General features: G+C 39.0%; 11 protein-coding genes. 8 read left to right on the top strand and 3 right to left on the bottom strand.

The window, feature by feature from the left end:
- Positions 1–201 precede the first annotated feature (201 nt).
- From BM141_RS05475 to BM141_RS05490, 4 genes are all read left to right on the top strand, one after another.
- Entirely contained in the window at positions 202–3,219 is a 3,018-nt protein-coding gene (locus tag BM141_RS05475) for a SusC/RagA family TonB-linked outer membrane protein (RefSeq protein ID WP_245763991.1), read from the top strand.
- 63 nt (positions 3,220–3,282) lie between these two features.
- Positions 3,283–4,920: a RagB/SusD family nutrient uptake outer membrane protein gene (locus tag BM141_RS05480; protein WP_091541665.1), complete on the top strand. Its 1,638-nt coding sequence runs from the start codon at positions 3,283–3,285 to the stop codon at positions 4,918–4,920.
- Positions 4,921–5,042: 122 nt separating this feature from the next.
- Entirely contained in the window at positions 5,043–6,383 is a 1,341-nt protein-coding gene (locus BM141_RS05485; protein WP_091541397.1) for a Gfo/Idh/MocA family protein, read from the top strand.
- Positions 6,384–6,413: 30 nt separating this feature from the next.
- The gene (locus tag BM141_RS05490) at positions 6,414–7,424 is read left to right on the top strand and encodes a hypothetical protein (RefSeq protein WP_245763992.1); all 1,011 of its coding nucleotides are present in this window, start codon (positions 6,414–6,416) and stop codon (positions 7,422–7,424) included.
- A 37-nt stretch (positions 7,425–7,461) separates the two neighbouring features.
- Here the strand turns inward: BM141_RS05490 and BM141_RS05495 are convergent, their stop codons facing one another.
- The 3 genes from BM141_RS05495 to BM141_RS05505 form a co-directional block, all read right to left on the bottom strand.
- A complete protein-coding gene (locus tag BM141_RS05495) occupies positions 7,462–8,229 on the bottom strand; it encodes a hypothetical protein (RefSeq protein ID WP_091541401.1) in 768 nt (255 codons plus the stop codon).
- Positions 8,230–8,291: 62 nt separating this feature from the next.
- Positions 8,292–9,479, bottom strand: coding sequence for an acyltransferase family protein (locus BM141_RS05500; protein WP_143090810.1), 1,188 nt, complete (start codon positions 9,477–9,479; stop codon positions 8,292–8,294).
- A 6-nt stretch (positions 9,480–9,485) separates the two neighbouring features.
- Positions 9,486–10,772 carry a sensor histidine kinase gene (locus tag BM141_RS05505; RefSeq protein ID WP_091541404.1) on the bottom strand — a complete coding sequence of 429 codons (1,287 nt, stop codon included), beginning with the start codon at positions 10,770–10,772 and terminating at the stop codon, positions 9,486–9,488.
- A gap of 148 nt (positions 10,773–10,920) precedes the next feature.
- Between BM141_RS05505 and BM141_RS05510 the strand changes: the two genes are divergently transcribed.
- From BM141_RS05510 to BM141_RS05525, 4 genes are all read left to right on the top strand, one after another.
- Positions 10,921–11,229 (top strand): DUF6787 family protein, encoded by a 309-nt coding sequence (locus tag BM141_RS05510; protein ID WP_091541408.1) that lies wholly within the window; start codon positions 10,921–10,923, stop codon positions 11,227–11,229.
- A 49-nt stretch (positions 11,230–11,278) separates the two neighbouring features.
- Entirely contained in the window at positions 11,279–12,418 is a 1,140-nt protein-coding gene (gene moeB, locus BM141_RS05515; protein WP_091541412.1) for a molybdopterin-synthase adenylyltransferase MoeB, read from the top strand.
- Between the two features lie 118 nt (positions 12,419–12,536).
- Positions 12,537–13,775, top strand: a complete 1,239-nt coding sequence (locus tag BM141_RS05520) for a cation:proton antiporter (RefSeq protein WP_091541417.1) — start codon at positions 12,537–12,539, stop codon at positions 13,773–13,775.
- An 85-nt stretch (positions 13,776–13,860) separates the two neighbouring features.
- Entirely contained in the window at positions 13,861–14,115 is a 255-nt protein-coding gene (locus tag BM141_RS05525; RefSeq protein ID WP_245763993.1) for a hypothetical protein, read from the top strand.
- Positions 14,116–14,563 lie beyond the last annotated feature (448 nt).

Below are 14,563 nucleotides of genomic sequence, written 5' to 3' on the forward strand. Positions count from 1 at the left end.
TTTAAGAAAATGATAATAAAATTATAGATAATCTTACTATAACGTTTTCGTAAATAAACTACTATAAAAATACAAAAAATTAACTAATATTTACATATTTTAGTAGGAGATATATAACTATCTCAACAAACTCTTCCTAATCAATTAGCTAATGAGAAGAACTAAATAATGGTTATCTAATAAATGCAGTAAACAATGAAAATGAAAAAATTACTATTATTCAGTCTGATGACTATACTCCCTATTGCTTTACTTTTTGCACAAGGAAGGCAAGTAAAAGGTAAGATTACCTCTTCTGAGGATGGATTACCCATACCCGGGGTAAATGTATTGGTAAAAGGTACGCAAACGGGTTCTATTACTGATGCAGAAGGCAAGTTTGCCATCAGTGTTCCCTCTGACAATGCCGTTTTAGTCGTTTCTTATGTGGGCTTTATCTCCCAAGAAATCCCCGTAGGGAATCAATCGGAGATAAATGTTACTCTCCAAGCAGATACGAAAACCTTACAAGACATCATTGTAGTAGGTTATGGTACGCAAAGCAAGAGCCAACTGACAGGGGCTATCTCTTCGGTTTCTTCTAAGGAAATAGCGGAGATACCTGTACGAAGCGTTCAGCAAGCCTTGCAAGGACGCGCCGCAGGGGTAGATATTGTTAATACCAATAACCGTCCTGGGTCTGAACCTTCGGTTAGAATACGCGGAAGACGCTCGTTTTCAGCAGGCAATGACCCTCTGTACGTAGTAGATGGAATCCCTATAGAAGGCGGGATAGGCGACATCAACCCACAAGATATTGCTTCTTTGGAGATATTAAAAGATGCCTCAGCTACGGCAATCTATGGTTCAAGGGGAGCAAATGGTGTAATTATCATTACTACCCAACGCGGTAAAGCAGGCAAAAGTAACATTACGTATGATGGCTATATAGGTGTTTCTCAGGCTCTTGGAAAAGTAGATGTCATGAATGGGGCGCAGTTTGCAGAGTATAAAAGAGAATCTCGCAGAGCAACAGGAGCTTACCCTGCGGGAGTGAGTGCTGAGGCAGATAAAAGACTTTTTGAAGCGGTAGAGTTAGAGTCTATTGCATTGGGTAGAAGCACCGACTATCAGTCTTACCTCATGCGCGACGGCGTTCAGCAAAGTCATCAACTAAGCGTTACAGGAGGAGCAGAAAAAACACAATTTGCCATTACTGCCAACTATTTTGATGAGAAAGGCATTGTTTATAATCAAGATTTCAAACGCTATACTTTTCGGGTAAACATAGACCACCAGCTAACAAAAAATATCAAAATAGGCACTTCTACCTTATTTTCTTATAACATCAGAAATGGAGAAAACTTTAATCCTATTAGCGGGGCTTTGGCAGAAAATCCACTTGGCGTACCTTTTGACCAAAACGGTAATCTGATTTTCCTTCCTACTACCGACGGGCTACGAACTAATCCTTTGGCAGAGATAGTACCCGGTGCTATCATAGATGAAAATATACGCACGCGTATTTTTAACAGTATTTACGGCGAGGTAAAAATTGCGAATGGTTTAACCTACCGAATGAACTTCGGTCCGGATTTGCAGTTCCGCCGCTATGGGCAGTTTACAGGTAGCCAAACTAATGCCCGCAGAGGTGGATTTCCTACGGGACGCACTCAGCAGTTTTCCAATTTTAATTATACCTTAGAAAATATCCTAACCTATCAAAAGACTTTCAAAGAAATACATAACCTCAATGTTACTGCCCTTCACTCTGTTCAGAAAAATAGAAGCGAATACTATGACACAAGGGTACAAGGTATTCCTGCCGAAACACAAGAGTTTTATAACACAGGAGCAGCTTCTATCATAGAAGGTGTAGGTAGTAACCTGACAGAGTGGGCGTTGCAGTCTTACATGGGTAGAGTAAATTATAGCTATAATGATAAGTACTTACTTACTTTTACAGCAAGGGTAGATGGCTCGTCCCGATTAGCCGAAGGAAAAAAATATAGCCTTTTTCCCTCGGTAGCCGTAGGTTGGAATCTCTCAAATGAAGCCTTCTTAAAAGGAAGTAGCACTATTTCCAACTTAAAATTAAGAGCGAGCTACGGCAGAACAGGAAATCAGGCGATTAATCCTTATCAGACCCAAGGAGGGCTGGCAAGAACGGTTTACGCTTTTGGTAATGCTGGTGCATTTGGCTATCGTCCTAATGCTATTCCTAATAGTGATTTGCGTTGGGAAACTTCGGCTACCCTAAACATAGGCTTGGATTTTGGCTTGTTCAACGACCGTATTTCTGGCTCACTTGAATACTACATTACCAATACTACCGACTTACTTTTAGCAAGACAGCTACCTATTACAAGCGGTTTCTCAAGTGTTACCCAAAACATCGGAGCAACACGCAACAAAGGCGTAGAGCTTACACTTTCTACCGTCAATATAGATACAGATGGGGGCTTCCAGTGGACTACAGACTTCAATATTTTTGCTAACAGGGAGGCTATCATAGATTTGTACGGCGACAAGAAAAGCGATGTAGGCAACTTGTGGTTTATTGGGCAACCCGTAACTGTATTTTTTGATTATGAAAAAATCGGTATCTGGCAGTTGAATGAAGTTGATGAAGCCAAAAAATATTCCCAAGTGCCGGGGCAGATTAAGGTAAAAGACCAAAACAACGATGGAAGAATCAACTCTGATGATAGAATTATTTTAGGCTCTGATGTACCTAAGTGGAGCGGAGGCATGACTAACCGCTTTGAATACAAAGGTTTTGATTTGTCTATTTTTGCTTTTGCTAGGGTAGGAGGCATGATTCGCAGTAGATTCCACGACAGCAATAACACGCTTTTTGGTCGTTACAATAACCTCAATGTGGACTATTGGACACCCGAGAATCCCACCAATGCCAATCCAAGACCTAACCAGAATCAAGAGTTTCCTATTTATGGATCGACTTTATCCTATTTTGATGGCTCATTTTTAAAAATTCGCAACATTGCCATAGGCTATAATTTTAAGTCTTCTGTACTTTCTAAACTCAAAATAGAAGGGCTAAGGATTTATGCAAGTGCGCAACAACCCTTCATTTTTGCCCCTTATCGTCAGAAGTATAAAGGCATAGACCCCGAAGCTGCAGGCATAAGAAGTAATAACAGAGAAAACGCCGCAGAGTTAGCAGGTGATACACCAAGTTCTCGCTTGATTATCTTTGGAGTAAATGTGAGGTTTTAGTCATGATTTAGTAGCCATAAATTACACAAATTGATACGAATGTACTTTAAAATTATTTTGATTATGAAACATTTAAAAATATATAGCTTTTTCCTTTTTTCCCTTTTTGTAGTATCTTCTTGCGGGAAAAAATATTTAGAAGAAAGAATGGTGTCCAATATTGGAGACGGATACCTTAGCACAAGAGCAGGTTTTGAGGACGCACTCAAAGCTGCTTACTCATCTTTCCGTAGCTTTTATGCTACCGAAAGAGGAATGTCTTTGACTGTTTTTGGTACAGATACTTATACGAGAGGTTCTGATGGCAGCTGGAAATTTGTCAATGACTACACAGCTCAGTTAGACGCAAGGACGGGCATCATCAACGAAGTATGGTCAGACTTTTACCGAGCTATCAACACAGCAAATGCAGTCATAGGGCGAGCCGACCAAATACCTAATATAGACCAAGCCACCAAAGAACGCAGAGTAGCGGAAGCCAAATTTATTAGAGCGCATCATTATTTTATTTTGTTACAACTTTTTGGAGGGGTGCATTTGTCTTTGGAAGAAGTACGCTCCGTTACCAACAAAGCGAGCCGTGCTTCTATCAAACAAGTCTATGATGCCATCACCAAAGACTTGGAGTCTGCTATTCCCAAGTTAGAGCCTGACGTAAAGAAAACAGATTGGGGACGAGCCACAAAACCTGCCGCAGAGCATCTATTGGCAAGGGTCTATCTGACAAAAGCTACTTCAGAAGCCAAAGCCCCAGACGATTACGCTAAAGCCCTCCAGTATGCCAAAAGTGTCATTAATAATTATGCTTTCAAACTACTACCTGACTATGCTAAAGTATTCGAGCAAGGGGCTGGAGAAATCAACGATGAGGTAATTTGGTCTGTTCAATATACCTCTGACCCTATTACGAATAGTACAGGAAACAATGCCCACGTTTTCTTTTTGATGGAATACGATGTCCAGCCCGGAATGCAAAGAGATGTAGCTAATGGTCGTCCTTTCAAACGATTTATGCCTACTACTTTTGGGCTTAGCCTGTGGGATAGAAGCATAGATAGCCGCTACGAGAAAAACTTTAAAATGACATTTTTCTGTAATAGACCGGGAACTTATACCATAGAAGGAAGAAGCGTAACGCTCAATGCGGGTGATACAGCTATTCACTTGCCAAGCAGAGAACTGACAAGAGAGGAAATCCTAAAGCGTCCTTACTTAGTCATTACTCCGAGCAGATATACTGAAAAATTATATCCTACACTTACTAAATTTTTAGACCCCTTGCGTCCTGACCGTACTACTTTTGAGGGGTCAAGGGATTTCTTAGCCTTCCGCTTAGCAGAAACATACCTGATAGCTTCGGAAGCGGCTATGTATGTGGGAAATATGGCAGAAGCAGCAAACTTTGTCAATGCTGTTCGCAGGCGAGCTGCTTACCCTGGAAAAGAGAAAGCAATGGAAGTAACGCCCTCTCAAATAGATATAGATTTCCTTTTAGATGAAAGAGAAAGAGAACTCATGGGCGAGCAGCTTCGTTGGTTTGACTTGGTAAGAACAGGCAAACTTTTAGAAAGAGTGAGAAAGCACAATCCACAAGCGGCACCAGGTATCAAAGATTTCCACGTAAGGCGACCTATTCCGCAAACACAGATTGACTTGACTGACGGTGGAGCAGCGAGTTTTCCCCAAAATCCGGGATACTAAAATCTTCAATCTACTTTTTAATTGAATAAATGGTAGCAAAGGTCGGTAGCAATTCCTACCGACTTTTCTTTCAAAACTAAGATAAGAATTTTTGTACTTTAATCTTCTAAAATAAGAAAACGATGTCAGAAACTATGAATCGCCGTGATTTTATTAGAACCACCTCTTTAGTTGGTACAGGGGCATTGCTCGCTCCCTCTCTTTCTGCTATGCCTATTTTCAAAGGCTCTCCTAATGAAAAAGTAATTATAGGAGCCATGGGAACAAACAGTCGTGGCTTTTTTGTGGCACGTATGTTTGCCAAACTGCCCAATGTTGAGATAGCCTATGTTTGTGATGTAGATAGTAAAGTTTTGGAGAAAACCATTGCAGACATTGAGAAAGTTTCAGGCAAGCGTCCCAAAGGCTATACAGATGTTCGCAAGATGTTGGAAGAAAAAGACTTAGATGCCATTATGGTTGCTACTCCTGACCATTGGCACGCTCCTGCGGCTCTCATGGCTGTCAAAGCAGGTAAGCACGTGTACTTAGAAAAACCCTGTTCGCACAATCCCGCAGAAGGCGAAATTTTAGTAGAGGCAAGTGCCAAGTACAACAAACTTATTCAGATGGGGAGTCAGCGTAGGTCTTTCCCAAAAGTAATACAAGCCATGCAAGAACTCAAAGAAGGCATCATTGGCAGACCTTACTTTGCAAAAGGCTGGTATGCCAATGCTCGAAAACCTATAGGAGTAGGCAAAGTAACTGCTGTTCCAAGCCATATTGATTTTGAGCTATGGCAAGGTCCCGCTCCTCGCAGAGAGTTCAAAGATAACCTTATTCACTACAATTGGCATTGGTTTTGGCATTGGGGAACAGGCGAAGCCCTAAACAATGGCACACATGAATTGGACGTAATGCGTTGGGGTTTGGGCGTAGATTTCCCTACCCAAGTCATATCCGCAGGAGGTAGATTTGCCTACAATGACGATTGGGAAACACCAGATACCCAAACCGCTACTTTTAACTTTGCCAATAACACCGCCATTACTTGGGAAAGTAGAAGTTGCAACGGCTACCCTGTCGAAGGTGCAGGGCGAGGCGTAATTTTTTATGGTGAAAAAGGCACAATAGTTATTCCGGGAGGCGATGCTTACAAAGTATATGATTTAGACAATAAACTTGTCAAAGAGGTAAAAACCGAGTTACAAGAAGCACAGGCTACCAATACTATGGGTATGGGAGAACTTTTAGATAGCTTGCATCTAAAAAATTTTGTGGAAGCTATCAGAGGAAAGGAAAAATTAACCTGCCCTATTTCCGAAGGACATAAGTCCACCCTCTTGCCACAGTTAGCCAATATTGCCTTCCGAGTAGGTAGAACGCTTTATTGCGACCCTACCAACGGGCATATCCTGAAAGACAAAAAAGCCATGAAACTTTGGAAAAGAGATTACGAAAAAGGCTGGGAAATGAAACTATAAATTTTTTTATCTATCTGAATCTATGAAGTAATGACGAAAAAAAATAAGAACTTACTTTTTATTTATCTTTGTTTACATTGTGCAACTGCTTACCCTCAATACTACAAGGGATTAAAAGTTAGTTTAGACCAAAGACCTCCCGTGCAAAATGTTGTGCTTTTTTATGATAAGTACGATAAAGGGCAAGGCAATACTTCTATTGCGCATGATGACGAAAATATTTACAAGTGGTCAGGAGAAACTCCTTATAAGCATGAATCTTGGGGCTATTTTGACAAGGAGGGTAAAGAAGTACCCTATATCAAGCGCGACCGCGATTTAGGACAAACTTTTACTTATACACAAACAGATAAAAAATACTTGAAGGCAATTACCGTACAGCTTGGCTTTGGTACAAATGTAGTTCGTAGTAACATGTATGGACAACCTCTTTCTATCCAAATCATGGAAGTAACAGGCGCAGCAAGGGTAAACAATAATGGTTCAGACTCCACTATGGAGGCTTTTCATGGTTTTCCACACGACAGAAATGGCAAAGAAATACTATCTATGAGAGATGACTATTTAGAAGGAGAAACCTATCAGACTGTGGCTATTTTCTCAGGGGGCAGGTTTCCTTCTAAGTCTGACTTTGGATTTACCAAAGGTGATACTATTGCTCCTAATGATGCAAAGCTAAAAGGACATTATCTAACTTTTACACTTCCCAGCGAGCCAAGAATTAGGCTTGAGCCTAATAAAAACTATGCTTTTTTGATTATGATAGATAAAAAGGGCAAAGAAGTAGGATTTGCCTTAGCAAATGAGTATTTTGGTTCCTATCCATTTGGACATGGGATTCGCAGAGACGGCAATGGTATTTTTCCGCCTGTACCAGCCAATGTAAGCAAAAATTTTACTCACTCTGCGAATAGGAAAGCATACCAAGCGGCACATTTTCCCAAAAACTTCAAAAAGAGAACGGCTATTTCACCTTCCACTAATGGCTATCCCGATGTAGATACTTGGCGAGATTTGGTTTTTTATGTAGTCTGTGAGTAGTAAAAAGTTGTTGTAACTAAAATAAATGTGCCGCCTCTTAGCCTTTGCTTAGCTCAACAAGTTTTTTTTCTATTTTAGCAAGTAAATCATTTTTGTTGGAGCGGTTCAAGACGGTTTTACCACCCTCATACCAAAGGGCATCTCCCAAATTAATATAAAAACCATGCTTAGTAGGTTCGTGTACCTGTGCGTCTTCCATGAGGTAATCAGGTTTGAAGATTAGTTCTAAAAACTTTTTACCTTCTCCCCAAGTCATACTAATTTCCTTGCCTTTCCCTTTTTTAGGCTTGCACTTCAAAAGTACTTGACGCTTGCTAAATTCAATCATCAAATAGTAATCAATACTTTCCAAAGGGCTAATTTTTTTAAAATGTATTTGCAGCGGTCGTTCCACTTGTCTTTCTTCTAAGAGTGCTTGGCTAAGCTCTTCGCAGAGGTACTCCCATTCCTCTTGGTTATGAGGGAAAATTTTTTCCTCTTTGCTATCTTTATTTTTTAAAATGATTTCAAAAAAATTCAAATGATCAGACTCTATGTATTTGCTTGGTTTGGTTTTACTAAGTAATAAATGTACCTGTTCTGCCCAATCTTTGCTTACTGCACCGTCTAATTCCAAGTCATCATTAGGAGAAAAGCCCTCTCCCACAATCTCCTCCAAAGACAAATCTTCGCGGTGTGTGTATTGGATTTGGTAGTGCAAATGCAAGTTTTCCTTGATTTCTCCTTTCAGTATATAGGCATAGCTATACGGTGGAGGCGTATTGTCTGAGGTTTCAAAGTGTATTTCAAATGATTGGATTTCCATAATACCTATGATTGATGAAGTATAAGTACCATAAAATTAGCATTTTTCTCCTTATTCAAACCTCAAATCTTGATAAATATCTTTTTGCGATAAAGCCATAGTAAGAAAAGCCATTCTACCAATAAAATCGCACTTCCCAGCACCAGAGGGGCGTATGCATCTCCTAAGATACGCGGGAAATTTTCGCCAAAATGAATCAATAGCATTTTTCTGATGTACCCTATCATAGTTTCAGCTATTACGTAAGCGGCTATGGAGTTCGTACCTATGACTAAAAGTGGGAAAGCCCAACGTTTTTTTCCCAAAATTTCTATCACAAAGTAGAAAAAAGAAAGTAACAAAAAACACCACCCTCCGCTAAAAATTACCCAAGTAGGAGTCCAAATTCTTTTAACATTGGGGCATATCCCCAAAGCATCAATAAGCCAACCCAAGACAAGTCCACCTATCCCCAAAAGTAGAAATATTTTGAGCTTGTCTTTGGTGAATTGCTTGCTTTTCAGAATATTACCTGCTAACAAGCCTAAAAGCATCGTCCCAAGAGTAGGGATAAAACTTAGCGTAGCATAGCCACCTCCATTGTATAGGAATGGACTTTCTCGGGGAAAAAGATTTAAAAACCAAGTATCAAACCACCACGCTAAGTTAGAGTTTTTATTCCAATGTGCCGCAAAACCCGACAAGTGATGCTCCCAATTTTGTGGAACACCTACTTGAGTATAGTCAAAATCTGCATCAGGCAAAGGAAAAAGGGCAAAGGCAGTGAAATAACCCACTAAGATAAGAACAAGTGCTACGATTTGAACTTTCATAGATTGAAAGCCAAGTATAAACAAAAAAGTATAACCTAAACCTATTTGAGTAAGTGTGTCCTCAAAAGTGAAATAGGTCATTTTACCATACTGAGAACGCAGAAAAATACCTAAGAAAATAAGTATTAGGGAACGCCAAAGAGCATGGAGCAGAAGTTGCCTGAAAGAACTTCCTTTGGCAAGGCGATTGGCGATAGAGTAAGGCAGCACTACCCCTACTAAAAAAGAAAAAGAAGGCTGAATCAAGTCATGCAAGGAGCAGCCTACCCACTCCACATGGCTTTGGTGAAAGTCTAAAAATGCCCAAAAGGCACTTTCAGGGAGATTTTTAGCTACTTGGTGAAAATGCAGGACTTCTGCCATCATCAGTAGCATTACAAAGCCGCGATACGCATCTGCCGAAGTTAATCTTACAGGTTCACTTAGTTTTTTTTCCATATTTACTTAGTTTAATGTGGGGATTTCAATGGTAAACTTGCACCCTTGCCCAAGGCTACTTTCCAAGCTCATCTTCCACTTGTGGGCTTGGACTACACTTTTTACATAGTTCAAGCCTAAGCCAAAACCTTTGACATCGTGTAAGTTACCTGTGGGGACTCTAAAAAACTTCTCAAAAATGCGTTTCTGATATTTTTTATCTATACCTATGCCATTGTCTTTGACCGAAAGTAACAACTTATTGGCTTTATTTTTGGTAACTATCTCTATATGAGGTGCTTTATTACAATATTTTACTCCATTGTCCAATAAGTTGTATAGAAGATTAGTCAAATGAACCTTATCTGCTTGTATTTGATAATGAGTAGCTTGTAAGTCATAAATCAATTCTCCTGCTTTGTTACCGATTTTCCCTTCTTTGATTTTTAAAGCGAAACTTGCGGTAGTTTCTTTGATAAACTCATGCAAATCGATTTTTTCCTTTTTGAGTTCAAGCTCTTTTTTTTCTAATTTAGCTAACTGCAACACTCTCTCTACTTGACTTTTAAGTCGGTTGTTTTCATTTTTGATGATGCTCACATAGTTGCTTAGTCGTTCAGGTGAGTGGACTATGTGAGGGTTACTTAGTACATCAGCCGAGATAGAAATAGTTGCGATGGGTGTTTTGAACTCATGCGTCATATTATTGATGAAGTCTTTTTGAATCTCTGCTAAGCGTTTTTGCTTAAAGATGGCAAAAAGTGTATAACCAAAAAAAATAACAACTACCAACAAGATAAAAGAAGAGAAAATCCAAATTTCCATTTCAGAAGCCAAGTAAGTATTCCGATTAGGAAAGCGAACTCCAAAGTAGTAGGTAAATTTGTCCCATTTGGGTAGTTCTGTTTTGAGTTTTTCATCAAGGATTTTATTGGTGGTAGTCAAGTAATTGCCATACACCATTTTATCTGTATTGCAGTCATAAATACCGTACTCAAAGTCCGCTTCAATCTGGTGCTTAGTAAATTCTGTTTTTAAATAATATTCTAACAAATTAGCATCTATAACATCGTTGATGTGAACAACGTAATAGTCCGAAGAGACTTGGGTAACGACATTGGCACTTGGTAGGGAAGTTTTGTTATAAGCCGATATTTTTTCTGCTACATCTTGCAAAGCAATATGCACTGCTTGGTTAAACTGCTTTTCTTTCAGGTCAAAAGCCTTTCTTACCCAATATACTTGGGTAATGACAATGCCTCCAATAGAAATCACAGCTAATATGATGATTAATCTGAATGTATTGTGTGTCATTGATTAAAAACTCCTCTGCAATCTAAATAGATAATAACCGTAATCCTATGAGAAAACAGCTAATTATGCAAATTTATTCATCTTCGCTATATTTTTGTATTTTTGCCGAGAAGTAAAAATATATTTAATTTTATACTGTTGCTTTCAAATGAAAAAAACAAACTTCTTACACCGCTTGCAAGAACGCTGGCAACTCAAAGACCTTAAACAAGTAATTATCGTACTGATTGTATTTGCTCTTACAGGCACTACTGCTATGTTTGTAAAAAGACCTATTTTCGCTCTTTTAGGTATTACCAGCGACATGGCTTGGTGGGTGCGAGCTGTGGTTTGGTGTCTTACTATCTTGCCGATTTACAATGTTTTATTACTCATTTATGGGTTTATTTTTGGACAGTTTACCTTTTTCTGGAACTTTGAAAAAAAGTTTTTCCGTCGTCTTTTTGGCATAAAGTAATATTTGAGGCTTTTTACGGGTAAGTAAAAGAATATTAAACCAAAAATCTATGCTTTCTATACAAGAACTTCGGCGATACCATCGCCAAATTATCCTCCCTAAAGTAGGCGTTGCTGGGCAAAACAGCTTAAAAAATGCCCGAGTATTGGTCATAGGGGCAGGAGGGCTGGGCTGTCCCCTGTTAGAATACCTCACTGCTGCGGGAGTAGGTAGGATAGGCATAGTAGATAGCGATAGCGTTGATGTAACAAACCTCCAACGTCAAGTGATTTATCGTACTCAAGACGAAGGAAAGCCCAAAGCCCCTACAAGTGCAGAACTACTCCAACAGCGAAATCCTCACGTACAGTTTGATATTTTTCAGATGCAACTCAATAGTCAAAATGCCTTGCAAATCATTGAAAACTACGATATTGTGGCAGACTGCTCTGATAATTTTCCTACGCGCTACTTGGTCAATGATGCGTGCATACTGCTCAAAAAGCCTTTTGTCTATGGAGCTATCTATCAGTTTGAAGGTCAGGTAAGTGTGTTTAATTTGCACGATGCCTCGCCTACTTATCGCTGCCTATTCCCTAAGCCTCCTTCTGCTGAGGAAGCCCCTAACTGTGCTACCGCAGGTGTCTTTGGTTTGTTAGCGGGTATGATAGGACTCTACCAAGCCAATGAAGTATTGAAAATTATCTTGGGTGTAGGAGAGGTATTAGATGGAAAGTTGCTCATGATAAATATGCTTGATGCTACCTCTCGTACTATCAAGATTAAACAGCGATTTGACAAAAACAGTATAACAGAACTTATTGATTATGATGTGTTTTGCAATAGTTACTCTACTGAAGTAACTTCTTCTGATGCTATTCATTTGTCTTTGAAAAGCATCACTGTCCAAGAGTTGAAAGAGGCGTTGGATAGGGGAGAGGATATTTTTCTTTTAGACGTAAGGGAAGCGCATGAATACGAAATTTGCCATTTGGAGGAGGCTGTACAGATTCCTATGAGTAGTATTTCTGAACACGTAGATTTGATTCCTCAAAACAAAAAGGTAGTGGTTTACTGCCATCATGGAATGCGTAGTGCCAACGTTATCAAATACTTAGAAAAAAAAATACAACATCGCCACCTCTACAATCTTGCGGGAGGGATTCACCAATGGGCAAGTGAAATAGACCTCGCTATGCCTACCTACTAAACAAGGATAAAAAATTGTCTATGAATTTTTATGTTAGTCTTGGTGCAAAACTTATTTTTTATTCTATTTTTGTTTTCATAATTTACTTTTTTCATACATCATCTAAAACCCATACAAAATGGAAATATTTGGCTTTTTTTCTATTCTTATCTCAATATCAGCCATTTTTGCCTATTTTAATCATCGTTACCTGCGCCTTCCTACTGCTATTGGCTTAATGGTCTTAGGGCTACTTATGAGCGTAATTATTCTTATTATTAATATATTCATTCCTACGGTAGAGCAAAAAGTAGAAGTCGTATTACGGGAAATAGACTTTTCTGCTTTTCTCTTAGATACTATTTTGTGTTTTTTGCTTTTTGCAGGCTCTTTGCACGTAAAGTTACCGATGCTTTTTTCTCTGAAAAAGCAAATTGCTTCTTATGCAACCTTAGGGGTGCTTATTTCTACTTTTCTCATTGGTGGACTTATCTATTATATTTTCCCACTTTTCGGCTTACAAGTCAGTTTTATTACTTGCTTGCTTTTTGGTGCTTTGATTTCCCCTACTGACCCTATTGCGGTATTAGGAATTTTAACCAAAGCCAATGTACCTAAAAAAGTAGAAACAGAAATAGTGGGCGAATCTCTTTTTAACGATGGCACTGGAGTAGTTGCTTTTCTGACCATCTTACAAATCATACAAAGTAAAGGACAAGAAATACAAACTTCACAAATAGCCCTACTTATTTTAGAGGAAGTAGGTGGGGGGCTTTTGCTTGGTTTCGCATTGGGATACATAGGGTATTGGTTGCTTAAAAGCATAGACCATTACCAAACAGAAGTATTGATTACTTTAGCCTTAGTCATGGGCGGCTACTCGCTTGCCCAAGAGATTCATTTTTCAGGACCTTTGGCAATGGTAGTAGCAGGACTTTTCATAGGAAATAAAGGAAGAATGAGTGCAATGTCAGACGTAACAGAGGAATATGTAGATAAGTTTTGGGAACTTATCGATGAGATTCTTAATGCTTTACTTTTTGTGTTGATAGGCTTGGAATTTTTGTTGATTCCCTTCGAGATTAGCTATGTAGTCGCTGGCTTAGCAGCAGTTTTTGTAGTGCTTTTTGCGAGAGTGGTAGCTGTGGGGATTCCCTTATATATTTTTAATCCTAAAGAAAAAAACAATGGAAAAACACTAATTTTACTTACTTGGGGCGGGTTACGGGGCGGTATTTCTGTAGCTTTGGCACTATTGGCATACAATAAAGTGCCAGAGGGCAGTTTCTTAATCGTAGCCACTTATGTAGTGGTTTTGTTTTCTATTATTTTTCAAGGTTTGACCATAGAACGATTGATAAAAAAACTGAATATATGAGAGATTTGTGTGTAAAAGAGCAAATCATACCTCAATTATAAATTTAAAAAAATGAGTTTTTAGTACAATAAACCTGATTTTTCTGATGATGAAGAATAACGGTGAAAAAATAAGATGCCCTAAATGCGAATGGGAGCCTGACGGGGGAAAGTATTGGAGCTGTCACTGTGGGTGTGTATGGAATACTTTTGATACCTACGGTCAATGTCCACAGTGTAGTTTTGTGCATCGGCAGACCCAATGCCCTGAGTGTGCAGAATGGTCACCTCATGCAGACTGGTACGTGGATTTGCCACGCATTAAGATTACTTTTGAAGAAACCTCTAACATAGGGAACTAAGGATAGTAATGTTATACTCCATCAAAAGTGTTTTTGAAATTTTCTTTACTCCAAAGTCCCTGTTCTCTGACACTTCCTGTGTAAAACTTAGGTAAGCATTGGACTTTCAGACCAACACCGTAGGTGTGCTATTTTTGTAGAAAATAATACATATACCCACATAAAACCGCGTAGCGGTGGCATATTTCACGCCTATGGCGTTGCTGAATGTTAGGCTTACTTTTTTCTACCAAGATGACAGCCCTACGGGCTTAAAGTTAGATGTAGTATTGTTCATTGGCTGACCATACAAAAAGTGTCAGAGAACCAAAGTTCCTTTCTCAGCAAAAGAAAGGGATTGAAAAATCATTTTATTTTGAGTATAATAATCTAAATCAAAGGTTTTGTCATTTTGCTGACACTTGTTTCCCTAATTATGCACTTGCTTTGTAGCGTATTTGATACTGTG

Origin of the sequence: Thermoflexibacter ruber (genome assembly GCF_900113045.1) — a bacterium.
Classification (GTDB): domain Bacteria; phylum Bacteroidota; class Bacteroidia; order Cytophagales; family Thermoflexibacteraceae; genus Thermoflexibacter; species Thermoflexibacter ruber.

Coding starts and splice junctions, on each gene's coding strand:
- BM141_RS05475 (WP_245763991.1), top strand. CDS start 202: ATGAAAAAATTACTATTATTCAGTCTGATGACTATACTCCCTATTGCT.
- BM141_RS05480 (WP_091541665.1), top strand. CDS start 3,283: ATGAAACATTTAAAAATATATAGCTTTTTCCTTTTTTCCCTTTTTGTA.
- BM141_RS05485 (WP_091541397.1), top strand. CDS start 5,043: ATGTCAGAAACTATGAATCGCCGTGATTTTATTAGAACCACCTCTTTA.
- BM141_RS05490 (WP_245763992.1), top strand. CDS start 6,414: ATGACGAAAAAAAATAAGAACTTACTTTTTATTTATCTTTGTTTACAT.
- BM141_RS05495 (WP_091541401.1), bottom strand. CDS start 8,229: ATGGAAATCCAATCATTTGAAATACACTTTGAAACCTCAGACAATACG.
- BM141_RS05500 (WP_143090810.1), bottom strand. CDS start 9,479: ATGGAAAAAAAACTAAGTGAACCTGTAAGATTAACTTCGGCAGATGCG.
- BM141_RS05505 (WP_091541404.1), bottom strand. CDS start 10,772: ATGACACACAATACATTCAGATTAATCATCATATTAGCTGTGATTTCT.
- BM141_RS05510 (WP_091541408.1), top strand. CDS start 10,921: ATGAAAAAAACAAACTTCTTACACCGCTTGCAAGAACGCTGGCAACTC.
- moeB (WP_091541412.1), top strand. CDS start 11,279: ATGCTTTCTATACAAGAACTTCGGCGATACCATCGCCAAATTATCCTC.
- BM141_RS05520 (WP_091541417.1), top strand. CDS start 12,537: ATGGAAATATTTGGCTTTTTTTCTATTCTTATCTCAATATCAGCCATT.
- BM141_RS05525 (WP_245763993.1), top strand. CDS start 13,861: ATGATGAAGAATAACGGTGAAAAAATAAGATGCCCTAAATGCGAATGG.